Raw genomic sequence first — 22,597 nt, forward strand, 5'->3', positions numbered from 1 at the left:
CCTCGGCCCCTCCCAACAAAGAACCAGGTATTCCTCCAGCATGAGCAAGCACAACAGCGTACAGGCCGACCTGTTCGCAGCCCCGGCCGTTGCCGATGCCGCCCCCGCTCCGGCCGCCGCCAGCCTGTCCGCGCAAGCCGCGGCGCTGCCGGCTGCCTGGCGCGAATTGCTGGCCCCCTGCATGAACACGGCCGGCTGGCGGGAACTGGCCAGCTTCGTCGACGGCGAACGTGCCAACGGCAAGCCCGTCTTTCCGCATGAGGTGTTCCACGCCTTGCACCTGACGCCGCCCGAGACCGTCAAGGTGGTCATCCTCGGACAGGATCCCTACCACGGCACTGGCGTGGTCAACGGCAACGAGATTCCGCAGGCGCACGGGCTGGCCTTCTCGGTACCCGACGGCGTGCGCGTGCCGCCCAGCCTGCGCAATATCTTCAAGGAGATCGCCGCGGAATACGGTGACGGCGCCACGGCGGCGCCCACCTCCGGCAACCTGGAAGGCTGGGCGCGCCAGGGCGTGCTGCTGCTCAACACCGTGCTCACGGTGGAGCAAGGCCAAGCCGCCAGCCACGCCAAGCGCGGCTGGGAAGCGATAACGGACTGCCTGATCCAGGGCTTGTCCGCCGCCCGCCCCAACCTGGTCTTCCTGCTGTGGGGCAGCCACGCCCAGGCCAAGAAACCCTTGCTGGCCGGCTCGCACTGCGTTCTGGAAGCGCCGCACCCGTCGCCGCTTTCGGCGCATCGGGGTTTCCTGGGGTGCGGACATTTCCGGCTGGCCAACGACTGGCTGCAGCGGCACGGCGCCGCACCGGTGGATTGGCGCGCCAACTGACCCCGGACGCTAGGCTGTCGGCAGGCAGTCGAAATCGTCGAACTCGCCCGCGCCGGGCAGCGCCACCAGCGCGCTGACCTGCGCGGCTGGCGGCCCGCGCCGCATCCAGGCGCAAAGTGCCTCCAGCCGATCAGGCGGCCCGTAGGCCATCACTTCCACCGAGCCATCCTGCCGGTTGCGCACCCAGCCGCCCAGCCCGAGCGCCCCGGCCTGCCCTGCGCAGGCCGCGCGGTAGCCCACGCCCTGCACCCGCCCCTTGACCACGATGTGCCATGTTTCCATCTGGGTTCCCCTTGCCCGACGCGGCGGCTGAAACAGCCGCGGCATGCATCACAAGTAAACTAGACTGCGATCCCAAGCGTTACCAGTAAGGACACCCCAACACGGGTAACGCCAAAAGCACAACGATGCGCCCGGCGTTGCGGCATCATTGCAAATCCCGCTCTCCGCCAACGCCGGCGCGGCGCCACGCGCGCGCCGCCGATCCATCCAGGCCCCGGGGCCAGCCGGCCCCGCACCGGCAACCGCTCAACGATCCACTGTCAAGATAATGCAGCAAGCCGAACACGACCAGGCCAGCTCGGTCACACTCCGAGGCTATGCCAGCCAGTTGCTGACCGCGCCGCCGAACCGATTCGACCTGGCGCTGCTGCCCATCATCCTGGCGGTGATCGTGCTGGTGGCCTTTGCCGCCCGGCAAATGAACGTGCCCTACCAGCCCGGCGAGCCGCTGGCGGTGCATCTGGACATCGCCTACCTGCCGTATTACCTGATGCGCACCAGCATCCGCATGCTGGTGGCGCTGATGGCGTCGCTCCTGTTCACCTTTGCCTTTGCCGCGCTGGCCTCCAAGAACCGCACCGCCGAGAAAGTGATGGTCCCGGCGCTGGACATTCTGCAATCGATTCCGGTGCTGGGCTTCCTGTCGATCACCGTGACCGGTTTCATCGCGCTGTTCCCCGGCAGCCTGGTAGGCGTCGAGTGCGCCGCCATCTTCGCCATCTTCACCTCGCAGGCCTGGAATATGGCGTTCAGCCTGTACCAGTCGATCCGCACCATTCCGACCGACCTGGTGGAAGCGGCCGCCATGTTCCGGCTCTCGGCGTGGCAGAAATTCTGGCGCCTCGAAGTGCCCTTCGCCATGCCGGGCCTGCTGTGGAACATGATGATGTCGATGTCCGGCGGCTGGTTCTTCGTGGTGGCTTCCGAGGCCATCTCGGTGTCGGGCAACGACATCCGGTTGCCGGGCATCGGCTCCTACATCGCGCTGGCGATCCAGCAGCAAGACCTGGCGGCGATCGGCTGGGCCATCCTGGCCATGCTGATCGGCATCGTGCTCTATGACCAGTTGTTCTTCCGTCCGCTGATCGCCTGGGCCGACCGCTTCCGCTTCGAGACCATGGCACAGGAAAGCGAGCCGCAATCGTGGCTGCTCAACCTGCTGCGCCGCTCGGAATGGGTGCGCATGCTGCTGGGCCGCACGGCAGCGTTGGCGGAACGCACGCTGGCCTGGCGCTCGGGCCGCAAGGCAGTGGACCCCAAAGCCAGCGATGACCGGCGCGCGCTGTGGTTCGAGCGCCTGAGCAATCTCGTCATCATCCTGATCGCGGTGGCGGCCTTGTATCGCGTGATGCATTTCGTGCGTACGGAGGTGGGCTGGGCGGAGGTGGGCCATGTGCTGTGGCTGGGCTCGCTGACGATGGTGCGGGTGATCGTGCTGATCGCGCTGGCGGCGGTGATCTGGGTGCCGATCGGCATCCGCATCGGCCTGAACCCGAAGGTGGCGCGCATCGCGCAGCCGGTGGCGCAGTTCCTGGCCGCCTTCCCGGCCAACCTGATGTTCCCGCTGGTGGTGATGCTGATCGTGCGCTTCGGCCTGAACCCCGAAATCTGGCTGAGTCCGCTGATGATTTTCGGCACGCAGTGGTACATCCTGTTCAACGTGATTGCCGGCGCCTCCGGCATCCCCACCGAACTCAAACTGGCGGCGCGCAACTTTGGCCTGCGCGGCTGGCTGTTGTGGAAGCGCTTCCTGATCCCGGCCGTGTTCCCCAGCCTGCTGACCGGCCTGGTGACCGCGGCGGGCGGCTCATGGAATGCGAGTATCGTCTCCGAATACGTCACCTGGGGCGACCGCACGCTGGTCGCCACCGGCCTGGGCAGCTATATCGCGGAAATGACCGCCAAGGGCGACTTTCCCCGCATCGCGCTGGGCATCGGCGTGATGGCGGTGTTCGTGGTGGGCTTCAACCGCCTGCTGTGGAACCGCCTGTACCTGCTCGCGCAGGAACGCACGCGCCTCTGACCCGCACAAGCCGCACAAGCCATACAAGCCGTACAGGCGGCAAAGCCCTGAACTCGAACGGAACATCATCATGGCAAGCCCCATCGCAAACGCAGTCGAATCCGTCATCGAACTGCGCGGCGTCTCGAAAATCTTCCGCACCGCGGACCGTACCGACCGCGCGGTGCTCGAAGGCGTGGACCTGACCCTCAAGCGCGGCGAGATCGTCGCCATGCTGGGCAAGTCCGGTTCGGGCAAGTCCACGCTGCTGCGCATCATGGCCGGGCTGGTAGGCGCGGATCGCGGCCAGGTGCATTTTCGCGGGCAGCCGTTGCGCGGCACGGCCGAAGGCATCGCCATGGTGTTCCAGTCGTTCGCGCTGTTCCCGTGGCTGACCGTGCAGCAGAACGTGGAACTGGGGCTGGAAGCCCAGGGCGTGCACAAGGAGGAGCGCGGCCGCCGGGCCGAGGCGGCGATCGACATGATTGGCCTGTCGGGCTTCAACAGCGCGCTGCCGCGCGAACTCTCCGGCGGCATGCGCCAGCGCGTCGGCATTGCCCGCGCGCTGGTGACCGAACCCGACCTGCTGCTGATGGACGAAGCCTTTTCCGCGCTCGACGTGCTGACCGGCGAGACCCTGCGCGACGAGATGCTCGACCTGTGGGAAGACGGCCGCACCAATATCAAGTGCATCCTGATCGTCTCGCACAATATCGAAGAAGCGGTGATGATGGCCGATCGCATCGTAGTCCTGTCGAGCGATCCGGGCCGCATCCGCGCCGAGGTGAAGATCCCGTTCCCGCGCCCGCGCAACCGCGATTCGGCGCAGGTACGCGCGCTGATCGACGAGGTCTACACGCTGATGACGTCGCCCGCGGCGCTTGAGCCACGCGCGCCCGCGCTGGCGGCGGCCCAGGACATCGGCTACCGCCTGCCGGACGCCGACATCAGCCAGATGGAGGCCATTCTCGACCTGCTCTGCGAAGCGCCTTTCTTCGGCCGGGCCGACCTGCCGCACCTGGCCGAGGAAGCCAGCCTCACCGACGATGACCTGCTGCCCGCCTGCGAGGCCCTGCACCTGCTGAAGCTGGCGACCATCGAACGCGGCGACATCAACGCCACCGACCTCGGCCGCGCCTACTACGAGACGGAGCCACCGGAGCGCAAGGTGCTGTTCGGCAGGCAACTGCTGCAACACGTGGCACTGGCCGCGCACATCCGCCGCGAGCTCGAACAGTCCGAGGACGGCGAGATCCGCGAAGAACACGTGCTGCGGGAACTCGAGGCTTTCCTCAAACCGGAAGAAGCCAAGCGCGTGCTGACCATCGGCATCGAATGGGGGCGCTACGGGGAGGTCTATGAATACAGCTACAACAGCGGCATGCTGACGCTGCCGCGGGAAGAGCAGCCGGCGCCGGGCGCGGGCACGGACACCCAGCCCTGATTGCGTTTGGCCCGGCGGCCCGGTAGCCTAGCGCTCCCGCATCGCGCGGCCGATCGCGCCGGTGCGCAGGGCGATCTTTGCGGTGTCCTCGCGCAACGCGCGCAGGCGGCGCTCCAGGACGGCATTGGCGGTGCGGCCGGTTGAGCTGGCCGTACTGGCGGTGCCGCCGGCTTCGCTGGCAGCGCGTGTCAGCTCGCCCGACGCTGCGGCATGCACCAGCACATCGGCGCGGCGGCGGTCGGCCGAATCGGCCAGGCGGGCACGGCGCTCGCTGGCGTCTTCGGACGGCGGCGGCGCATCGGCGGTGGCCGCGGCAAGCGCCAGGTCGGCGGTCCGGGCCGCATGGGCATCGGAGACGCTGGCGGCTACGCCCGCAACGGCGACCCCGGCAGCGCCTGCCATCGCGGCGCCGGTGCTCTCGTTGGCCACGTCAGCCGCCTTCGGTTCCTTTACCGCCGCCTTGCCCTTCGCCGGACGAATGAATCCCGCGCCACGCCCGCCGAAGCGATCGCCCTCGGCCAGCCTTTCACTGGCCAGTTGCAGACTGTGAACAGCGGCATCGGTGGCCTGGCGGATAGCGCTTTCGGCGGCCGGCAAATCCAGCTCGCCATAATGCTCGCGCACCTGGATGCGTGCCGCGGCCACGTGCGCCGCCACCAGGTAGTTCTGCACGATAAAGCGGTTCAGGTTGTCCACCGCGCGATGCCGGCTCTTTGGCTCGTCGAGCATGCGCTGGAACGAACCAATCAGCGCGGACAGGCTGTCCATGAACTGCTTGCGCTGCACCCGGTAGGCAAAATCGTCCTTGGCCACGCGCAGCAGCAGGTCGCGCGTGGCGGCAATGTAGCGGCGGTTGACCTCAAGCACGGTCTCCACCAGCGCGGGCAGCGCGCGGTATTCCCAGCTGGGCAGCACGAAGCTGAACACCGTGGCGATCAGCCCGCCGATCACGGTATCGATCAGCCGCTCGCCAGCCACGGTGGGGCTGCCCGGCATCAGCAGGTTGATCTGGATCAGCACCTGCACGCAGGCCGCCACCGCGGTGTAGCGGTACTTGATGGTGGAAAACGCCGTGCTCGCCACCAGCGCCAGGAACAGCACGCCCAGCAGGATCAGCGGCTGGTGCACAACCCTGAGCACGGCTACCGCGATCACGCAGCCAATCAGCGTGCCGATCAGGCGATCGTTGTAGCGCTGCTTGGTCATGCTGAAGTTGGGCTTCAGGATCACGATGATGGTCAGCAGGATCCAGTAACTGTGCGACACATACGGCAGGTGATCGGCGATCCACAGCCCCGCCCCCACCGCCATGGTGATGCGCACCGCAAAGCGGAAGGCGGGCGATTTCCAGTGCAGGTTGTCGCGCAGCACCTTGAGCTCGTAGCGCTGGCGCGTGAGGAAGGGCGTCATGTCCGGCCCGGGCAGCACCTTGCTGGGCTCCACCGGCGTGCGCGACGCCTCGTGCAGTTGTTCCACCAGCACGATGGCGCCCTTGATCATGTCGAGCGTCTCCGCCACCGCCGTCATCGCCGCGGCGTTGATGTGGTGATGGCGCAGCTGCGCGATCTCGTGCTCGACCGCACGCAGCTCCTGGCGGTAGTCCACGGTGGCGTAGGAAGGCCGGCCACGCGTGATGTCGTAGGCGATCCCTTCCACATCCTTGCACATCAGCTGTACCAGCCGGCTCAGGTGATCGAGCACCGGCGTGCCGGCAAAGGTCTGGCGCAGCAGCGGGTAATCCGTATTGGTGGAAAGGATGTACTCGTACAGGTCCAGCATGCGCAAATGGACCTGCACCAGCAGCCCGTCGTGGGTGGTGGTGTTGCCGCGCAGCACCAGGTCGCGCGCCGCCTGCTGCCGCTCCGCCACCACGATCTGCTGGCGCACCAGCTGGTTGAACTGCGCCTCGTAGTCATTGCCGGCATCGTAAAAGCCCGCCTTGATCTGGAGGTAGCCCGCCATCTCGTACAGCGCCTCGGCCAGCACCTGCTGCTTGGTGCGCCGCTGCGTTGCCCAGCTCACCACCATCGCGTAGGCCATGTAGGCCACCGCGCCAATGCCGAACAACAAGGCATGCTCGAACGCGCGCCGCACCACGAAGTCCTCGTTGATGGTCAGCGTCATGACAAACAAGGCCGAGAACTGCAATGGCAGGGTCTTGTTGCCATACACCGTCATCATGCCGGCCATGAAGGTCACCAGTACCAGCACCAGCGGCATCACGCGCGGGAACGGCGTGGCCATGGCCACCAGCAAGGTCACCGCCGTGCACAGCAGCACGCTGGCCAGCATCTCATTGAACTTGTGGCTGAACGGGCTGGGCAGGTCCATCAGGCTGGTGCACAGCGCGCCCATCGACACCACCATGGCGGTGGGCAGGTCCGTGAACTGCATGGCGATCAGCGTGGCGCCGATCACCCCGGTCGCGGAGCGCAGCCCGCGATAGACGTAATGCGAATAGACGAAGGTGCGGGCGTCGTGCGCGTATTGCATGTGGCGGCGTGTGGTCCTTACCGGCCTAGAGGCCCAGCCAGCGCGCGCGCATGGCCTGGCGGCCGCCTTCGGCCGTCACGGTGTACTGCGCCGCCGGCTCGCGCGCGAAGGTCAGCGGCAGCACGTGCAGCTCGTCGCGGCGGAACACGTGGCATTCGGCGCTGTCGCCGGTGCGGTAGCGCGCCAGCAGCTTGTCGAGCTGCCCCGGTGCCACGCGCAGGCCATCCACCGCGGCCAGCAGGTCGCCCGCCGAAAGCCCGGCCGCCTGCGCCGCGCCGCCATCGAGTACCTGGGTCACGCGCACCCAGCCGTCTTCGTTCTTGGTCTTGATGCCGAGCGCGGCGTTGCGCTCCGGCTTGGCCGGCACCGCCTTGATGCCGAAAGGCTTGAACAGCGCCGCCAGCTGCAGCTCGCCGGTGCCCTCGGTCAGCGAGCGCAGCAGCGCGCCCAGGCGCAGGCCGCTGACCTCGTCGAACAAGGCATGCAGCTCCGCCTCGGTGACGCCGCGCTGCTGCGCGCCCGGCGCATAGAAGCCGCTGCCATAGCGCTGCCACAGCGCGCGCATGATGTCGTCGAGCGAGCGCCGGTTGCGGGTCCTGGCGCGGATGGTGAGATCCAGCGCCAGCGCCACCAGCGAACCCTTGGTGTAATAGCTGACGATAGCGTTGGGCGCGTTCTCGTCCTGGCGGTAGTACTTGGTCCAGGCATCGAAAGAGCTTTCGGCCACGCTCTGCTTGGTGCGGCCATTGCCGCGCAGCACGCCGTTCCAGGTCTTGGCCAGCAGCTCCACGTACTGCTTCTCGGTGATGCGGCCGCTGCGCACCAGCATCAGGTCGTCGTAATAGCTGGTGAAACCCTCGAACAGCCACAGCAACGGCGTATAGGTTTCTTCGCGCAGCCGGTACGGCACGAAGGCCGCGGGCTTGACGCGCTTGACGTTCCAGGTGTGGAAATATTCGTGGCTGCACAGCCCGAGGAAGGTGCGGTAGCCCTCGGTGGCCTCCTCCTTGCCAAGCGCCGGCAGGTCCGCGCGCCCGCAAATCAGCGCCGTGCTGGCGCGATGCTCCAGCCCGCCGTAGCCGTCGGTGGTGACCATGGTCATGAACACGTAGCGGCGGTTGCTGTCGAGGAACGGTGCTTTTTCCGTCTTGGGCTCGAACAGCCGGATCTGCGCTTCGCAGATCTGCTTCAGATCGCGGCACACGCGGTCGAGGTCGAGTTGCGGCACGCGGCCCGTGAACACCACGTCGTGCTGGGCGCCGCAGGCCCGGAAGCTGCCCATGGTGAAGTTGCCCATCTCGACCGGGTGGTCGACCAGCTCGTCGTAGTCGGCAACCTGGTAGCGGCCGAAGCCGTAGCGCTTGGCGCCGCCGCGGCCAGCCGCTTCGCGCATGGCGGTGGCGACGCGCCAGCCGGTATAGGCCTCGCCGGCTGGCGCATGAATGTCCACCGTGCAGGGACGATCTTCCTGCCCTTCGGCGCACAGGAACACGGAACTGCCGTTGAAGAATCCGTGGGTGGCGTCGAGGTGCGCGGCGCGCACCGACAGATCCCAGGCGTAGACCTCGTAGCTGAGCGCGAGCGGCCCGTCCACCGGCGCCGCCTGCCAGCTCTGCTTGTCGAGCTTGGCGAGTGCCACCGGCTTGCCGCCGGCATCCGCGCGGATGCGCACGATATTGCGTGCGAAGTCGCGGATCATGTAGCTGCCGGGAATCCACGCCGGCAGGTAGAACTGCTGGCCGGCGGGATCGGGGGCGTCGACCGTGACAGTGACGGCGAACAAGTGCGCTTCGGGTTGAAGCGGGGCGATGGCGTAATGGATCGGCTTCATGAGCGTGATTGTAGCGCCATGCCCGGCCCCGCCTGCCCCGGACCCCGCGCCGGCTCAGGCGTTGACGTTCACCACCACGCGGCCGCGCATGCCGCCATCGACGATCTTGCGGCCAGCCTCGATCGCCTCGGACAAGCCGATCTCGCGGGTAATGGCGCGCAGGCGATCCGGCTCCAGGTCTTGCGCCAGGCGTTGCCAGGCTTCCTCGCGCCGCGCCATCGGCGCCATCACGCTATCGATGCCGTAAAGCGTGATGCCGCGCAGGATAAAGGGCGCCACCGAGCCCGGGAAGTCCAGTCCTTGCGCCAGCCCGCAGGCCGTCACGGCGCCGCCGTAGCGCACCTGCGCGCAGGCGTTGACCAGCGTATGCGAACCCACCGAGTCCACCACCGCGGCCCAGCGCTCCTTTTGCATCGGCTTGTTCGGCTTGCCGAGTTCGGTGCGGTCGACGACATCCGCCGCGCCCAGCGCTTTGAGGAAGTCAGCCTCGGCAGTCTTGCCGGTGGACGCCACCACGCGATAGCCCAGCCGGGACAGGATCGCGATGGCGACCGAGCCCACCCCGCCCGAGGCACCGGTCACCAGCACCTCGCCATCGCCCGGCTTGACCCCGGCGCGCTCCAGCGCCAGTACCGACAGCATGGCGGTATAGCCCGCGGTGCCGATGGCCATGGCCTGCCGCGTGGTGAAGGCATCCGGCAAGGCCACCAGCCAGTCGCCCTTGAGGCGCGCGCGCTGCGCCAGGCAGCCCCAGTGCGTCTCGCCCACGCCATAGCCGTTGAGCACGACCTTGTCGCCGGCCTTCCAGCGCGGATGCGTGGATTCCAGCACCGTGCCGGCCCCGTCGATGCCCGCGACCATCGGCCACTTGCGCACCACCGGCGAGCGGCCCGTGATGGCCAGCCCGTCCTTGAAATTGATGGTGGAGTAATCGACGGCGACCAGCACGTCGCCCTCGGCGGGGAGGCTGGATTCATCGAGCGCGGTAACGGCGGCCTGGGTGGCGCCGTCCGCCTGGGTCAGCAGCAAAGCCTGGAACGTCATGGTGTCTCCTTCGGATTCTTGATGAAAGACATCCGGACGCCCCCGGCACGGCAGCGCCGGGAGGCCGCCGGCGCCAAGTGCTTACTTCTTGAGGCTGGCGAGCTTGCGCTCGAGCGTGGCAACGTCCGCGGCGCCGGGGATGCGGGTGCCGTCCATGAAGAACACTGCCGGGGTACCGGTGATATTCAGGCTCTGGCCGAGCGCCAGGTTGTCATCCACCGGCGTCTTGCAGCTGCCGTTGCCGGTCAGCGCCACATGGCTCAGCATCCAGTCGCGCCAGGCCTTGGTGCGGTCGGTTGCGCACCAGACCTGCTTGGCCTTCACGGAGGAATCTGGCGACAGCACCGGATAGAGGAAGGTGTAGACCGTGATGTTGTCCATCTGCTGGAAGGTCTGCTCGATGCGCTTGCAGTAACCGCAGTTCGGGTCGGAGAACACCGCCACCTGGCGGCTGCCGTCGCCCTTGCTCCACTTGATGGCGCGCGCCAGCGGCAGGTCCGACCACTTGATGCGGTTGATTTCGGCCAGCCGCTCCTCGGTCAGGTTGGTGCCGGTCTTGCTGTCGACCATCTCGCCATTGATGATGTAGCGGCCGGTCGCATCCGTATAGACCACCTGGCCGCCGACATTGACTTCGAACAAGCCGGGCACCGGGGTCTTGGCCACGCTCTTCACTTCGGCGCGCCCGCCGAGCATCTTCTGCATCGATTCCTTGATGCGGTCGGTGCCGGGATCGCCGGCAGCCATGGCGTGGAGCGCGAAGCCGGCAGCCGCCAAACCGCCAACGATGGTGGCTGACAGGGCGGTACGGCGGCGCAGGAATTGCAACATGTTGACTCCAGTGAATCGATGGTTCGGTACGCGTGAGACGGGCTCGGGGCTCAGCCCAGCGCGCGCCCGATAAGAAAACGTTTAAGCAGCGGCTGCCCTCCCACCGCCCTCATGCCGGTATTGCGCACTGCGCGTGCGATGCCGCCAGGCAGGGAAAACAGCCGGTGCAGGCCATCGGTGGCAGCCGTCAGGGAAAGCAGGTCTGTGGCGCGCGCCCGCTCATAGCGGCGCAGCAGGCGCAGGTCGCCTTCGCCACGGAAAGACTCTTTGTCGGCCATTACGCGGCCAAGTTCCGCCACATCGCGCAAACCCAGGTTCATGCCCTGGCCGGCCAGCGGGTGCACCACGTGCGCTGCGTCGCCTACCAGTACCACGTGCGGCTGGACGAACTGCTCGGCGCGCTGCAGCACCAGGGGGAAGCCCTGCGCCGGCGTCACGCAGCGCAGCGCGCCGAACTGGCGCCCCACGGCGCCGCTGGCGGCCTGCATCACGGTATCAGCCAGTGCCTCCGGAGACAGCGCCAGCAGGTCGCTCGCGTGGCCCTCCTCGGCCGACCACACCATGGAGACGCGGCGTCCGGGCAAAGGCAACAGCGCCAGGATCTCGCCGTTGGCGGGCTCCTCGTCGGCCATCAGCTTGGGGGGCGTACCCAGGAACCACTGCCAGGCCGTGTCCTGATGCGGGAGCTCGCACTCGAAATTGGCCACCACGCCGAGCTGGCGGTAGCGGCGCTTCGCAACTGCGATATGACACTGGTCGCGCAGCCACGAACGCGCGCCATCCGCGCCCACCACGCAGGCGGCGCGCACCTTGTCGCCACCGGCGAGCGTCAGCGTGGCGCCCTCGTGGTCGCGCGCGAAGGCCGCCGCGGTATCGTCATGCCAGTGCACCTGTGGCTGGAAACGCAAGGCGGTATCGAGCACGCGCTCGACATGGCCGGATTCGATGATCCAGGCCAGTTGCGGCACGGTCGCGGCATATGCCGAAAAATGCAGGTCGCCGGCGGCCGGGGTATCGGCCTGCGCTGCGCTCACATCGCCGAACACACGCATATCGGACACCATTTGCATCCGTGCGGGATCCAGCGCCTCCCACACACGCAACTGCTCCAGCAACGCCTGCGAACTCGCCGAGAAGGCGTAGATGCGGCTGTCCCACTGGTCCGGCTCCGGCACGGCCCCGCGGGGCCGCGGCGCGATCAGCGCCACCTGCATGCCCTGCTGGGCCAGCAGCAACGCACAAGCCTTGCCGACGATGCCGCCGCCGACCACGGCAACCTGGAAACGGGAGGGAGATGGACGAGTCATGCGTGAATTATAGCCACCCCGGCACATTGCCCTTGCCGTACCCACGCGCGTCGGAACCGGCCGCGTAACGTGCAGGGCAAACGGGGGTACCTGCGGAGAGCGAGGAAATACGAGGACCAGAGGGAGCGGCCGGCGGGTTCAGCGCAACGTCTGGCGAGGTTACAATAGCCATCTTTCCGATGGCAATTCCGGCACAAAAGCGGTGAGTGAAGCCCCGCTTTGGCTGTCTTGCCTCGTGCTGCACTTTTCCCCTCTGCGTCCCAATCGCCGCGCCAACCGCGCCAGACGCACCCAGGGCGAACCGCAACCCATTGATTTTTAAAGGTTTACCATGAGCCTCAAATGCGGCATCGTCGGCCTGCCCAACGTCGGCAAGTCCACGCTGTTCAACGCCCTGACCAAGGCCGGCATCGCCGCCGAGAACTACCCGTTCTGCACCATCGAGCCCAATGTGGGCGTGGTGGAAGTGCCGGATCCGAGGCTTGTCAACCTGGCCGAGATCGTCAAGCCCGAGCGCGTCCTGCCGGCCGTGGTCGAATTCGTCGACATCGCCGGCCTGGTGGCGGGCGCCTCCAAGGGTGAAGGCCTGGGCAACCAGTTCCTGGCCAATATCCGCGAAACCGACGCCATCACCCACGTGGTGCGCTGCTTCGAGGACGAGAACGTCATCCACGTCGCCGGCAAGGTCGATCCGCTGTCCGACATCGAGGTGATCAATACCGAACTGGCGCTGGCTGACCTCGCCACCGTGGAAAAGGCCCACGCCCGCTACATCAAGCCCGCGCGCGCCGGTGACAAGGAAGCGCTGCGCCTGGTGGCCGTGCTGGAAAAGGCCCAGGCCGTGCTCAACGAAGCCAAGGCCGTGCGCACGCTCGACCTGTCGGACGAAGAATGGGCCGCCATCAAGCCGCTGTGCCTGATCACCGCCAAGCCCACCATGTACGTAGCCAACGTGCGTGAAGACGGCTTCGAGAACAATCCGCACCTGGACGCCGTGCGCGCCCACGCCGCCAAGACCAAGTCGCCGGTCGTGGCCGTCTGCGCCGCCATCGAAGCCGAGATCGCCGACCTCGACGATGCGGACAAGGCCGAGTTCCTGGCCGACCTCGGCATGGAAGAACCCGGCCTGGACCGCGTGATCCGTGCGGGCTTTACCCTGCTGGGCCTGCAGACCTATTTCACCGCCGGCGTGAAGGAAGTGCGCGCGTGGACGATCCATGTGGGCGACACCGCTCCGCAGGCGGCCGGCGTGATCCACACCGACTTCGAACGCGGCTTCATCCGCGCCCAGACCATCGCCTATGAAGACTTCATTACCTACAAAGGTGAGCAAGGCGCCAAGGAAGCCGGCAAGATGCGCGCGGAAGGCAAGGAGTATGTGGTGAAGGATGGCGACGTGATGAACTTCTTGTTTAACGTCTAAGCAGACTGCGCCACTGTCCGCCGGCTGGATTCGGCGGGCGACGAAAAATGAGCCCCGCAAGGCATGTGTGCCTGCGGGGCTTTCTGTTTCAGGTGACGGCCCGTCGCTCGTGCCGAGCCACCGCAAATTCATCCATCATGCGCGCCCTCCGAGTCCCGCAAGACCGCGAGTTCGCTCAACACCAGCGCTTCGTTAGCGAGTGTCGCCGCCAGCGAGAGCAGGTGACCTTGTGTCTCGTCAGTCAAGTTCGCAAGGGTGCCACCGGCAGCGTTCTCGATCGCGACCGACAGCAGCGCGTTGAGTTGGGCAGCCTTTTCCGCGGCGAGGCTAAGCGGGCTTTCGGATGCAGCGTGCGCGGTCACGAAGATATCGCGGCCTGTCTGCTCGGCGCTAATGTTGTACTGCGGGTGCTTACACATCGAACGCCCTCCGTTGGGAAGCGCGCTCGCGCTAACCGGGAGGAGTTTGGGGAAATACAGATTGCCCGAAATGGGCGTACGAAGACTGGGGCATGCAGATGCCTCCTACGTTGCGGTTTCAACTCCGCTCCCCCGACGCCAATCGGGGTGGGCGGGCGCAAGGCAGGGTTGGCGTACCAGAACGTAGGGAACCGGCGAGCCCGAAGGCTCCCCCGCCCAGGCCCGCCCATAGGGACGTGCGAAGGCGCGACGGAAAAAACCGCCTGGCGGCGGTTATCCGCCTACGTTTTCGGGACGCCAATCCCGGTCGCTGTGGTTGCAGCGGCTCCCCTAGTATAGCGCCGGCAGCAATGATCTTGCGCATTCCCGAGGCATCGGCTGCTGACTCCACGAAGAAGCACAAACACAGATTGGAGCTGCTCCCTAGTAGACTCACGCCGGTCAGGCACCGGAGCGTGTTAACGAAAACATGACAACTGCACGCCCGCGAAGCCGCTAAAATATCCAGATTCGCCGCCGGCATTTAGCTGGCAGGACACTACGTGGAAGGAGGGGGCAATGATGAAGTTGACTGGCATTGGCCTATACACCTTCCATGAAGCTGCGACCCGTGCGCGACCTGCGGCGCTGGCTGGACGGCTATGCATATCGGGACAAGACAACCCGGCATGCGGTCCCGGTTGCTCCACTTTGGGAGACCGAACTGGCGGAAGCGGACGTGGATGGGATCAGTTTTCATGATTTGCTGGAAGTCCGATTCGTCCGAGCGTTTCGCCAGCACGGCGTCAGCCTGCAAACGATACGCCTCGCCAGCCGCAAGGCACGCGAGCTTTTTGCCCTGCCACATCCCTTTACCTCCCGCCGTTTCCAGACGGACGGCCGCACAATCTTCGCGTCCACCATACAAGAATCCGGTGAGACCGAATTGCTGGACTTGGTGAAAAGCCAGTACGCGTTTCAGAAGATCATCGAGCCCTCTTTGTATCGTGGCATCGAATTTGGTGCTGACGATGCCGCCGCGCGCTGGTACCCGACGCTGCGCAGCAAGGCCGTGGTCTTGGATCCTGCAATCGCCTTCGGCAAGCCCATTGTCACTGATGGCGCCATCAGAACTTCAATCCTCGCCGAGGCATTCCAGGCCGAAGGCGACAAACAGCTTGTTGCCAGGTTGTATGAAGTGCCTGTTGCCTCGGTGGAGGCCGCAGTCGCGTTTGAAGAACGCCTGGTAGCGTGAAGTTCTTCGCTGACAACAATCTCTCTCCAGCGCTGGCACGGGCGCTCCACTCGCTTTCCGAACCATACGGGCACTCCGTCGCTCCCTTGCGAGACCGCTTCCCACAAGACACAACGGATGCGGCCTGGATCGACGCTCTCTCGCAAGAAGGTGGATGGGCGGTCATCACGCACGACAAGCTGAACAAAGGCCTCGAGCGAGAAGCACTACGCCGTGCGGGGCTAATTGTCTTCTTTCTCGACAAAAGCTGGTCAAACCATAGGCTCTGGGATATTGCGCACAATCTGGTGCGGTGGTGGCTACGGATCATCGAGCAATCTGAAGGAATCAAAGGCGGAGCCGCCTTCAAGGTTCCCTTCAACTTCTCTGGCAAAGGCCAGTTCGAACAAGTCAAACTCTAGGACAGGCGCAAAGCGGCGTCTCACGACACCCTATGCCAATGGCTGTGGCACCAACGCCCGATCTCGACCTGGCCTGGACAAGGAAGCTACAAAAGGCGCGGGCTTGCAACCAGTGCGCGCTTTGCGTCGGGCCTCCGGCATCTGCGAGCGCCATCAAGCCGGCGGTCACACAACGCAGCAATGTGAATCGGCTCTGATGTTCCAGCCGATCCAATCATGGTTGGCGCACAGCGGCATGCTGACGGCAACTGTCACCTCTCACAGTGCCCCCAAATCCTCCCCCCGCAGCCCCACCAGCAGCGCCTGTCCGTCCGGCCCTACGCGGAACTCGCCATAGCGCGCCTTCTCGAACCGCGCCCCCTGCCCTTCCTGGAAGAAGAACGCATCGGTGGACACCTGTGCCTGCACGCCGCCCCAGCGGGTCGGCACGTTCTGGAAGCGCAGCAGTTGCTCGCCGCCGGCCAGTGCCGCGCCCGTGTACAGGCGCACGAAGGTGGCTTCGCCGCGTGCATCGCGGCGGATCACGGCAACTTGCTCGCGGGTGGGCTCGATGCCTTGCAGCTTGCCTGCCTGGCGGATGGACTCGGCGATGGCAAAGTTCAGTGCCATGTAGTCGCCTTGCATGAGCGAGCGCGGATCGACTGGCGCCAGTCGCAGGTAGACGGTGCCGCCATGCGCCAGCAGCCGTTCCTTGCCGGCGATGGCGAAGGCGGCCAGCCCGAGCGTGAGCACCCATGCCAACAATATCCAGCGTTTCATGCTTGTCTCCTTGCGCCTTCGCGGCGCAGCGCCAGGCGCAGCAGCAGCACGGCGATGCCGGCGCCGGCGAGCGTGGCGGACTTGATCAGCAGCGTCCAGTGCAGCGCGCTGTAGTACCAGATGAAGCCGCTGCCGAGCGCGGCGACGGCCAGGCCCAGCCAGGGCAGCGAGCCGCGGCGCAGCGCCAGGCCGAGCGCGAGGGCGGCGGCGACTACCGCCGGCGCACCGGCGAGCAACGCGCTGAACAGCACCGCGCCGACAAGCGCGCTGCCCCGCACTGCCGGGCTTAGCTGCATCCGGCCTGCCTCGGCAAGTACAAACGCGGCGAGCACCGCGCCAAACAGCGCGCCAGCCATCCAGTAGTTGCCGGCGTGGCGCCCGGTATCGGCATCGAACAGCAGTGCCTGAGGCTGGCTGAGGCCGGTCACCACCAGGGCCGCGCCCAGTGCGAACAGCAGCGTGGCATCCGCGGCCGGCTCGATCCAGTTGTGCAGACCGGCGGCGCAGAGCCGCCCTTCCGCCACCACGAAGCCGGTGAGCAGCGTCATGGCGAAGGGCGCGAGCCAGCCTAGCGAGAAGCTCATGGCTTGCCAGACGTGGCGCAGGCCGGGCGTCATGGCCAGGTGGAGCGCCAGGGCCACGCCGGTCCATACGCCCAGCGCGGCCAGGAAGCGATGGAGCCGGTTGCTGACCAGCACATAGAGCACGGCCTCCAGCAGCGCGAGCGCGCCCCAGAAGGCGGCCGATTCGAGCAGGCGGCCGCCGCCGTAGGCCTGGCTCGCGCCGTACACGAGCAGGCCCTGGCCGCTGAGGCTGACGGCCAGCGCGAATTGCTCGAGCGCGGTGGCGCCCGCGCGGCGCCGGTACAGCACCGCGGCCAGCGCGATCATGGCGGCGCCGCAGAGCGCCATTGCCGTGGCGTTGTCGCGCGCGGCCACAAAAACCGAGCCGAGCAGGAAGGCGAGGAAGAACACCGCACCGAGCCAGCCCGCAAGTCCCATCAACAGCCTGACGGCCCATGGCGTGCGCCCTTGTGCGGCTTGCGGCTGCCCTTGCACCAAGCCGAGCGCGGCCAGGTCCTGCCACAACCTTTGTACTACGTGACGGTCGCTGGTCATGCCGGCTCTCCATTGGGCGCGCCGCTTTGGGCTTGACCGTGGTGTCGATAGGCGCGCAGCAGCCAAGCCGCCGCCGCCGCGGACAGACCGATGGTCAGCAGCCCGAGGATCAGGAAGGCGCCGAACGCGTCCCGGCTGCCCTCCAGCAGTAGCCGGGCAACCCCGGTCACCAGCAGCACGATGACCGAGAAGCTGGCCAGGCTGAGCGCCACCACATCGAATGCCCGCAGCCGGAACCAGGCCAGCAGCCCGCCCAGCGTGAGCATGGCCACGCCGAACATGGCGGGATCGAAGCGGTTGTGCAGGATGCTGGCGAGGCCGAGCCAGCCGGCGTAGGCGCACGCCAGCGTGGCAAGGATGCGCGCGCTGGCCAGCCCGCGAAAGCCGTAGGCCGGCGCCGCTGCGCGCAGCGCGAACCACAGCACCAGCTGCACGAGCGTGGCCGCCAGCAGCGAGAGCGTGGTGGCGCGTTCGCCAGCCGCGCCAAACAGCAGGTCGAACATGCCGCCCACGCCAAGGCGCACGCTGAAATACCGCAGCAGCGCGACATTGGCCAGCACGATCACCACCCACCAGTGCGGCGCCGCGCGCGCGGCCAGCGCCCACGGGATCGCCAGCAGTGCCCACAGGGCGAACAGCTGCCACGCGTCCGCGCCGGTCTGGTAGACCTGCCCGATCACGGCCAGCAGCACGCCGGCCACCACCTGGGCGCCGCAAAGCGCCGCCAGCCCCGCCATGTCGGCGGGCGGGCGCAGCCAGGCGAATCCCGCCAGCAGCGTCAGCGCGCCGGCCAGCAGGCCAAACTTGGCGAACTTGTGCAGGTCCTGCCAGTTGAAGGCGAAGAACACGATCACGCCGGCGCACAGCAGCGCGGCGCCCAGCATCAGCAACGTGCGATCGAGCCAGGTCCGCCACTGCGCCGCGTCGGGCTCGGTCCCTGGCCAGCCGGCGGCCACGCCGTCGGCGCCGAGCACGCCCTGCTCACGCCAGTGTGCCAGCGCCTGGCGCGCTGCCCGCCGGTCTTGAAAACCCTGCGTTGTGGTTGCCTGCATTGATGCCCCATGTGATGGATACGCCAGCGCACTGTAGCAAAGGCGCCGCCTCTGCGCAGCTTTCCTTGCGTGAGCGGGAACATGCAACAGCGCTGCTTTGCCGCCCTGTCCCGGCCCGGTATGCTGTGCGTTTCTCCAACCCAGCCACGCCTCGCCATGACCCTTGGTATCCTCGCCGCCATCCACGATGAAGTCGACGGCCTGATCGCCGCCATGCGCCACGATGACGCCCGCGCCACCGTGCGGACTATCGGCATGCGCGACTATCACGTTGGCCATCTCTACGGCCAGCGCTGCGTGCTGGTGCTCGCGCGCATGGGCAAGGTGGCGGCGGCGGCCACCACGGTCACCCTGGTGCGCGAGTTCGGCGTGGATGAGATCGTCTTCACCGGCCTGGCCGGCGGCATCGGGGCCGAGACGCGGGTCGGGGACGTGGTGGTGGCGGACCGCACGCTGCAGCACGACCTGGACGCGCGGCCGTTTTTTGCCCGGCATGAGGTCCCGCTGCTGGATCGCGCTGAATTCCCCACCGACCCGGCGCTTACCGCCGCGCTGCGCGATGCAGTGGCAGGCTACCTGCGGGATGATCTGCCGACCTCCGTCCCGGCCGGCGTGCTGGCGCGCTTCGGGGTCAGCGCGCCCAGGCTGCATGTGGGGATGATCGCCAGCGGCGACCAGTTCATCGGCTCCCCCGCCGCCGCGGCCGAGTTGCGCGAGCGCTTGCCCGGCGTGCTGGCGGTGGAAATGGAAGGCGCCGCGGTGGCGCAGGTTTGCCATGAGTATGGCGTGCGGCATGCGGTGATGCGCACGCTATCTGATCGGGCCGACGATAGTGCGCATGTGGATTTCCCGGCGTTCTTGACCGAGGTGGCCAGCCACTATTCGAGCGGGGTTTTGAGGCGGTTTTTGGAACTGCGCGGGTAAGGGGAGGTTTTCGAACTGAGATTCGGATGCCTTGTATTTAAACTCGGCATTCACTTTGAGCCAGGCATCCGGGCACCGTCTACCGCCCCCTGGCAACACCCCAAACACCCACCAGCAGGCCTGCTCCCAGGATCGCCGCAAACCAGCCCGCCATCTGCCCGGCAACAAACCAGTGCAAGCCCTGCCCGCCGTAAAACGCGGCCAGCGCCCCCAACGCCCCGAACAGCATCGCCGCCAGCAGGCTGACCCGGCCCGCCGGGTGCAGCCACCGCGCCGCCAGCCCGACCAGCACCCCTACCACCAGCGTACCCAACATCACTTTCTCCTGTATTCCTGAAATGGCGGCTTGCTTCGACGGCTCCCCTGAAGGCCGTGCGTGGCCATAACAATACGGTAATGCCGGCCTTCACCCATCCGTACCACGGCAAGATCCGCGCCGGGCGCTATAATGTAGCCCGGTTCGGCGGCGCTTTGCGCCGGAATCCGCGCTTGAATTCATGCCCGGATTGCACCTGACTCCCGCGCTGCAGCCTGCAAAGCCGCTGCCCGGAGCCCGGCCAGAGAGACATGCTCCCCACCATGCAACTGCTCGCGATCGGTATCAATCACACCACGGCGCCCGTCTCGCTGCGCGAACGGGTGGCGTTTCCGCTCGAGCAGATCAAACCCGCGCTGGGCGCCTTGCGCACCCACCTGGCGGGCAGGAACGGCACCGAAGCCGCCATCCTCTCCACTTGCAACCGCACCGAGATCTACTGCGCGACCGATGTGCTGGTGTCGGGGTCGGAAGGCTTCGAGCACACGCTGCGCTGGCTGGCGCAGCATCATAACGTGCCGGCCGGAGAACTCGCGCCCCACCTCTATTCCCTGCCGCAGTCGGAAGCCGTACGCCACGCGTTCCGGGTAGCCAGCGGGCTGGATTCGATGGTGCTGGGCGAAACCCAGATCCTGGGCCAGCTGAAGGATGCGGTGCGCACAGCCGGCGAAGCCGGCGCGCTGGGCACCTACCTGAACCAGTTGTTCCAGCGCACCTTTGCGGTGGCCAAGGAAGTCCGCGGCCAGACCGAGATCGGCGCGCATTCGGTGTCCATGGCGGCCGCCGCGGTACGGCTGGCCCAGCGGATTTTTGAAAGCGTCTCGACCCAGCGCGTGCTGTTTATCGGCGCGGGAGAAATGATCGAGCTGTGCGCAACGCACTTTGCAGCGCAAACGCCACGCCAGATCGTGGTGGCCAACCGCACCGTCGAGCGCGGCGAGAAGCTCGCCGAGCAGCTTGCCGGCCAGGGCCTGACCACCGAGGCGATCCGCCTGTCGGACCTGGGCGCGCGCCTGCACGAGTTCGACATCGTGGTGTCGTGCACCGCCAGTTCCCTGCCCATCATCGGGCTGGGCGCGGTGGAACGCGCGGTCAAGCTGCGCCGCCACCGCCCCATCATGATGGTGGACCTGGCCGTGCCGCGCGACGTCGAGCCCGAAGTCGCACGCCTGGATGACGTCTTCCTGTACACCGTGGACGACCTCGGTGCCATCGTGCGCGAGGGCAACGCCATGCGCCAGGCGGCCGTGGCCCAGGCGGAAGCCATCATCGAGAGCCGCGTGCAGAACTTCATGCACTGGCTGGAAACCCGCAGCGTGGTGCCGGTCATCCGTGACCTGCAGGCGCAGGGCGAGGCCATGCGCCAGGCCGAGCTGGAGCGCGCGCGCCGGATGCTGGCGCGCGGCGACGACCCCGAGGCTGTGCTCGAAGCACTGTCCGGCGCGCTGACCCGCAAATTCCTGCATGGCCCCACCCACGCGCTGAACCACACCCAGGGCGACGACCGCGAAACCCTGCTGCGCCTGGTGCCCGGCCTGTTCCGCCACAGCAGCCACTCCGAGCGCTAGCCGCGCTCACCTCGGCCGCGCGTGTCCTGCGCGTGGCCAGCCTTGCGTTGCCCCGGCCCGTTCCGCCGCGCCGCACGCAGCCTCACCCCAGCAACATTTCGCACCCACCGTTTCATCGCGTCCCCGGATATCCATGAAAGCCAGCATGCTCACCAAGCTCGACCAACTGGCCGAGCGGCTCGACGAAGTCAACGCCCTGCTAGCGCGCGAGGACGCCACCGCCAAGATCGACCAGTACCGCAAGCTCACCCGCGAGCATGCCGAACTGTCTCCGGTGGCCGAGCAATATGCGCAGTATCGCCAGGCGCAGGACGACCTCGCCACCGCGCAGGCGCTGCTGGACGATCCCGAGATGAGGGAGTTCGCCGCCGATGAAATCACCGCGGCCCGCGAACAGTTGGAAACGCTGGCAGGCAGCCTGCAGAAACTACTGCTGCCCAAGGACCCCAACGATGACCGCAATCTGCTGCTGGAAATCCGTGCCGGCGCGGGCGGCGAGGAAAGCGCGCTGTTCGCGGCCAACCTGCTGCGCATGTACACGCGCTACGCCGAGCGCCAGCGCTGGCAGGTGGAGGTCATGAGCGAATCCCCGTCGGACCTGGGCGGCTACAAGGAAGTGATTATCCGGATCGCCGGCGATGCGGCATTCTCCAGGCTCAAGTTCGAATCCGGCGGCCATCGCGTGCAGCGCGTACCGGCCACCGAGGCGCAGGGGCGCATCCATACGTCCGCCTGCACGGTGGCGGTGATGCCCGAGGCCGACGAGGTGGGCGAGATCGAGATCAATCCCTCCGACCTGCGCGTCGATACCTTCCGCGCCTCGGGTGCCGGCGGCCAGCACGTCAACAAGACCGATTCGGCGGTGCGCCTCACCCACCTGCCCACCGGCATCGTGGTGGAATGCCAGGACGACCGCAGCCAGCACCGCAACAAGGACAAGGCCATGAAAGTCCTGGCCGCCCGCTTGATGGACCAGAAGCTGCGCGCTGCCCAGGCGCAAGAAGCCACTACCCGGCGCAACCTGATCGGCACCGGCGACAGAAGCGACCGTATCCGCACCTACAACTTCCCGCAGGGGCGGGTGACCGATCACCGGATCAACCTGACGCTCTACAAGATCGACATGATCATGGACGGCGACCTGGACGAACTGTTGTCCGCGCTGGCCGCGGAACACCAGGCCGATCAATTGGCGGCGCTCGGCGAAGGACATTAATCGCGAATCGACGCGCGGCAATACCACGTTATTGCGAAAAAATAACTATCGCCGGGGTAATCAGTCGAATCGCGAGGCGTAAATCGAGATATCTGAACGAA

General features: G+C 66.8%; 20 protein-coding genes. 9 read left to right on the forward strand and 11 right to left on the reverse strand.

Features of this window, described 5'->3' with window-relative positions:
- Positions 1–40: 40 nt before the first annotated feature.
- Positions 41–832 (forward strand): uracil-DNA glycosylase, encoded by a 792-nt coding sequence (locus AC1DS6_RS09995; protein WP_441634138.1) that lies wholly within the window; start codon positions 41–43, stop codon positions 830–832.
- 9 nt (positions 833–841) lie between these two features.
- Here the strand turns inward: AC1DS6_RS09995 and AC1DS6_RS10000 are convergent, their stop codons facing one another.
- On the reverse strand, positions 842–1,114 hold the full coding sequence (locus AC1DS6_RS10000) for an acylphosphatase (RefSeq protein ID WP_441634140.1): 273 nt from the start codon (positions 1,112–1,114) through the stop codon (positions 842–844).
- Positions 1,115–1,382: 268 nt separating this feature from the next.
- On the opposite strand from AC1DS6_RS10000, the gene AC1DS6_RS10005 reads away from it, so the two are divergent.
- Both AC1DS6_RS10005 and AC1DS6_RS10010 read left to right on the forward strand, forming a co-directional pair.
- Entirely contained in the window at positions 1,383–3,137 is a 1,755-nt protein-coding gene (locus AC1DS6_RS10005) for an ABC transporter permease (RefSeq protein ID WP_441634142.1), read from the forward strand.
- Between the two features lie 70 nt (positions 3,138–3,207).
- Positions 3,208–4,560 (forward strand): ABC transporter ATP-binding protein, encoded by a 1,353-nt coding sequence (locus AC1DS6_RS10010; protein ID WP_441634144.1) that lies wholly within the window; start codon positions 3,208–3,210, stop codon positions 4,558–4,560.
- A gap of 27 nt (positions 4,561–4,587) precedes the next feature.
- Here AC1DS6_RS10010 and AC1DS6_RS10015 read toward each other — a convergent pair whose 3' ends face one another.
- The 5 genes from AC1DS6_RS10015 to AC1DS6_RS10035 all read right to left on the reverse strand — a co-directional run bounded on the left by AC1DS6_RS10015 (position 4,588) and on the right by AC1DS6_RS10035 (position 12,066).
- Complete coding sequence (locus tag AC1DS6_RS10015; RefSeq protein WP_441634146.1) at positions 4,588–7,053, reverse strand: FUSC family protein; 2,466 nt, start codon at positions 7,051–7,053, stop codon at positions 4,588–4,590.
- A 25-nt stretch (positions 7,054–7,078) separates the two neighbouring features.
- Positions 7,079–8,884 (reverse strand): M61 family metallopeptidase, encoded by a 1,806-nt coding sequence (locus AC1DS6_RS10020; protein ID WP_441634148.1) that lies wholly within the window; start codon positions 8,882–8,884, stop codon positions 7,079–7,081.
- 54 nt (positions 8,885–8,938) lie between these two features.
- On the reverse strand, positions 8,939–9,928 hold the full coding sequence (gene acuI / locus AC1DS6_RS10025) for an acrylyl-CoA reductase (NADPH) (RefSeq protein WP_045238857.1): 990 nt from the start codon (positions 9,926–9,928) through the stop codon (positions 8,939–8,941).
- Positions 9,929–10,009: 81 nt separating this feature from the next.
- Positions 10,010–10,759 carry a DsbC family protein gene (locus tag AC1DS6_RS10030; protein ID WP_441634151.1) on the reverse strand — a complete coding sequence of 250 codons (750 nt, stop codon included), beginning with the start codon at positions 10,757–10,759 and terminating at the stop codon, positions 10,010–10,012.
- A gap of 50 nt (positions 10,760–10,809) precedes the next feature.
- Positions 10,810–12,066, reverse strand: a complete 1,257-nt coding sequence (locus AC1DS6_RS10035; RefSeq protein ID WP_441634153.1) for a UbiH/UbiF family hydroxylase — start codon at positions 12,064–12,066, stop codon at positions 10,810–10,812.
- 331 nt (positions 12,067–12,397) lie between these two features.
- On the opposite strand from AC1DS6_RS10035, the gene ychF reads away from it, so the two are divergent.
- Entirely contained in the window at positions 12,398–13,489 is a 1,092-nt protein-coding gene (ychF, locus tag AC1DS6_RS10040; protein WP_441634155.1) for a redox-regulated ATPase YchF, read from the forward strand.
- Between the two features lie 128 nt (positions 13,490–13,617).
- On the opposite strand, the gene AC1DS6_RS10045 is transcribed toward ychF, so the two are convergent.
- A complete protein-coding gene (locus AC1DS6_RS10045; RefSeq protein WP_441634157.1) occupies positions 13,618–13,908 on the reverse strand; it encodes a hypothetical protein in 291 nt (96 codons plus the stop codon).
- A 595-nt stretch (positions 13,909–14,503) separates the two neighbouring features.
- Between AC1DS6_RS10045 and AC1DS6_RS10050 the strand changes: the two genes are divergently transcribed.
- Complete coding sequence (locus AC1DS6_RS10050) at positions 14,504–15,142, forward strand: DUF433 domain-containing protein (RefSeq protein ID WP_441634159.1); 639 nt, start codon at positions 14,504–14,506, stop codon at positions 15,140–15,142.
- Positions 15,139–15,543 carry a PIN-like domain-containing protein gene (locus AC1DS6_RS10055; RefSeq protein WP_441634161.1) on the forward strand — a complete coding sequence of 135 codons (405 nt, stop codon included), beginning with the start codon at positions 15,139–15,141 and terminating at the stop codon, positions 15,541–15,543. The genes AC1DS6_RS10050 and AC1DS6_RS10055 overlap by 4 nt, the downstream gene beginning before the upstream one ends.
- Before the next feature lie 258 nt (positions 15,544–15,801).
- Here the strand turns inward: AC1DS6_RS10055 and AC1DS6_RS10060 are convergent, their stop codons facing one another.
- The 3 genes from AC1DS6_RS10060 to AC1DS6_RS10070 are packed head-to-tail and all read right to left on the reverse strand — an operon-like array spanning position 15,802 to position 18,472.
- Positions 15,802–16,302 (reverse strand): GDYXXLXY domain-containing protein, encoded by a 501-nt coding sequence (locus tag AC1DS6_RS10060; RefSeq protein WP_441634163.1) that lies wholly within the window; start codon positions 16,300–16,302, stop codon positions 15,802–15,804.
- Complete coding sequence (locus AC1DS6_RS10065) at positions 16,299–17,420, reverse strand: DUF4401 domain-containing protein (protein ID WP_441634165.1); 1,122 nt, start codon at positions 17,418–17,420, stop codon at positions 16,299–16,301. Before AC1DS6_RS10065 ends, AC1DS6_RS10060 begins: the two co-directional genes overlap by 4 nt.
- A complete protein-coding gene (locus AC1DS6_RS10070) occupies positions 17,417–18,472 on the reverse strand; it encodes a DUF2157 domain-containing protein (RefSeq protein WP_441634167.1) in 1,056 nt (351 codons plus the stop codon). The genes AC1DS6_RS10065 and AC1DS6_RS10070 overlap by 4 nt, the downstream gene beginning before the upstream one ends.
- Before the next feature lie 156 nt (positions 18,473–18,628).
- On the opposite strand from AC1DS6_RS10070, the gene AC1DS6_RS10075 reads away from it, so the two are divergent.
- The gene (locus tag AC1DS6_RS10075) at positions 18,629–19,396 is read left to right on the forward strand and encodes a 5'-methylthioadenosine/adenosylhomocysteine nucleosidase (RefSeq protein ID WP_441634169.1); all 768 of its coding nucleotides are present in this window, start codon (positions 18,629–18,631) and stop codon (positions 19,394–19,396) included.
- Between the two features lie 79 nt (positions 19,397–19,475).
- Here the strand turns inward: AC1DS6_RS10075 and AC1DS6_RS10080 are convergent, their stop codons facing one another.
- Entirely contained in the window at positions 19,476–19,712 is a 237-nt protein-coding gene (locus AC1DS6_RS10080) for a hypothetical protein (protein WP_441634171.1), read from the reverse strand.
- Positions 19,713–19,975: 263 nt separating this feature from the next.
- On the opposite strand from AC1DS6_RS10080, the gene hemA reads away from it, so the two are divergent.
- Positions 19,976–21,280, forward strand: a complete 1,305-nt coding sequence (gene hemA, locus AC1DS6_RS10085) for a glutamyl-tRNA reductase (protein WP_035875423.1) — start codon at positions 19,976–19,978, stop codon at positions 21,278–21,280.
- 133 nt (positions 21,281–21,413) lie between these two features.
- Positions 21,414–22,496 carry a peptide chain release factor 1 gene (gene prfA, locus AC1DS6_RS10090; protein WP_441634173.1) on the forward strand — a complete coding sequence of 361 codons (1,083 nt, stop codon included), beginning with the start codon at positions 21,414–21,416 and terminating at the stop codon, positions 22,494–22,496.
- Positions 22,497–22,597 lie beyond the last annotated feature (101 nt).

The organism is Cupriavidus sp. 05L310, from assembly GCF_056398185.1.

Coding starts and splice junctions, on each gene's coding strand:
- AC1DS6_RS09995 (WP_441634138.1), top strand. CDS start 41: ATGAGCAAGCACAACAGCGTACAGGCCGACCTGTTCGCAGCCCCGGCC.
- AC1DS6_RS10000 (WP_441634140.1), bottom strand. CDS start 1,114: ATGGAAACATGGCACATCGTGGTCAAGGGGCGGGTGCAGGGCGTGGGC.
- AC1DS6_RS10005 (WP_441634142.1), top strand. CDS start 1,383: ATGCAGCAAGCCGAACACGACCAGGCCAGCTCGGTCACACTCCGAGGC.
- AC1DS6_RS10010 (WP_441634144.1), top strand. CDS start 3,208: ATGGCAAGCCCCATCGCAAACGCAGTCGAATCCGTCATCGAACTGCGC.
- AC1DS6_RS10015 (WP_441634146.1), bottom strand. CDS start 7,053: ATGCAATACGCGCACGACGCCCGCACCTTCGTCTATTCGCATTACGTC.
- AC1DS6_RS10020 (WP_441634148.1), bottom strand. CDS start 8,884: ATGAAGCCGATCCATTACGCCATCGCCCCGCTTCAACCCGAAGCGCAC.
- acuI (WP_045238857.1), bottom strand. CDS start 9,928: ATGACGTTCCAGGCTTTGCTGCTGACCCAGGCGGACGGCGCCACCCAG.
- AC1DS6_RS10030 (WP_441634151.1), bottom strand. CDS start 10,759: ATGTTGCAATTCCTGCGCCGCCGTACCGCCCTGTCAGCCACCATCGTT.
- AC1DS6_RS10035 (WP_441634153.1), bottom strand. CDS start 12,066: ATGACTCGTCCATCTCCCTCCCGTTTCCAGGTTGCCGTGGTCGGCGGC.
- ychF (WP_441634155.1), top strand. CDS start 12,398: ATGAGCCTCAAATGCGGCATCGTCGGCCTGCCCAACGTCGGCAAGTCC.
- AC1DS6_RS10045 (WP_441634157.1), bottom strand. CDS start 13,908: ATGTGTAAGCACCCGCAGTACAACATTAGCGCCGAGCAGACAGGCCGC.
- AC1DS6_RS10050 (WP_441634159.1), top strand. CDS start 14,504: ATGAAGCTGCGACCCGTGCGCGACCTGCGGCGCTGGCTGGACGGCTAT.
- AC1DS6_RS10060 (WP_441634163.1), bottom strand. CDS start 16,302: ATGAAACGCTGGATATTGTTGGCATGGGTGCTCACGCTCGGGCTGGCC.
- AC1DS6_RS10065 (WP_441634165.1), bottom strand. CDS start 17,420: ATGACCAGCGACCGTCACGTAGTACAAAGGTTGTGGCAGGACCTGGCC.
- AC1DS6_RS10070 (WP_441634167.1), bottom strand. CDS start 18,472: ATGCAGGCAACCACAACGCAGGGTTTTCAAGACCGGCGGGCAGCGCGC.
- AC1DS6_RS10075 (WP_441634169.1), top strand. CDS start 18,629: ATGACCCTTGGTATCCTCGCCGCCATCCACGATGAAGTCGACGGCCTG.
- AC1DS6_RS10080 (WP_441634171.1), bottom strand. CDS start 19,712: ATGTTGGGTACGCTGGTGGTAGGGGTGCTGGTCGGGCTGGCGGCGCGG.
- hemA (WP_035875423.1), top strand. CDS start 19,976: ATGCAACTGCTCGCGATCGGTATCAATCACACCACGGCGCCCGTCTCG.
- prfA (WP_441634173.1), top strand. CDS start 21,414: ATGAAAGCCAGCATGCTCACCAAGCTCGACCAACTGGCCGAGCGGCTC.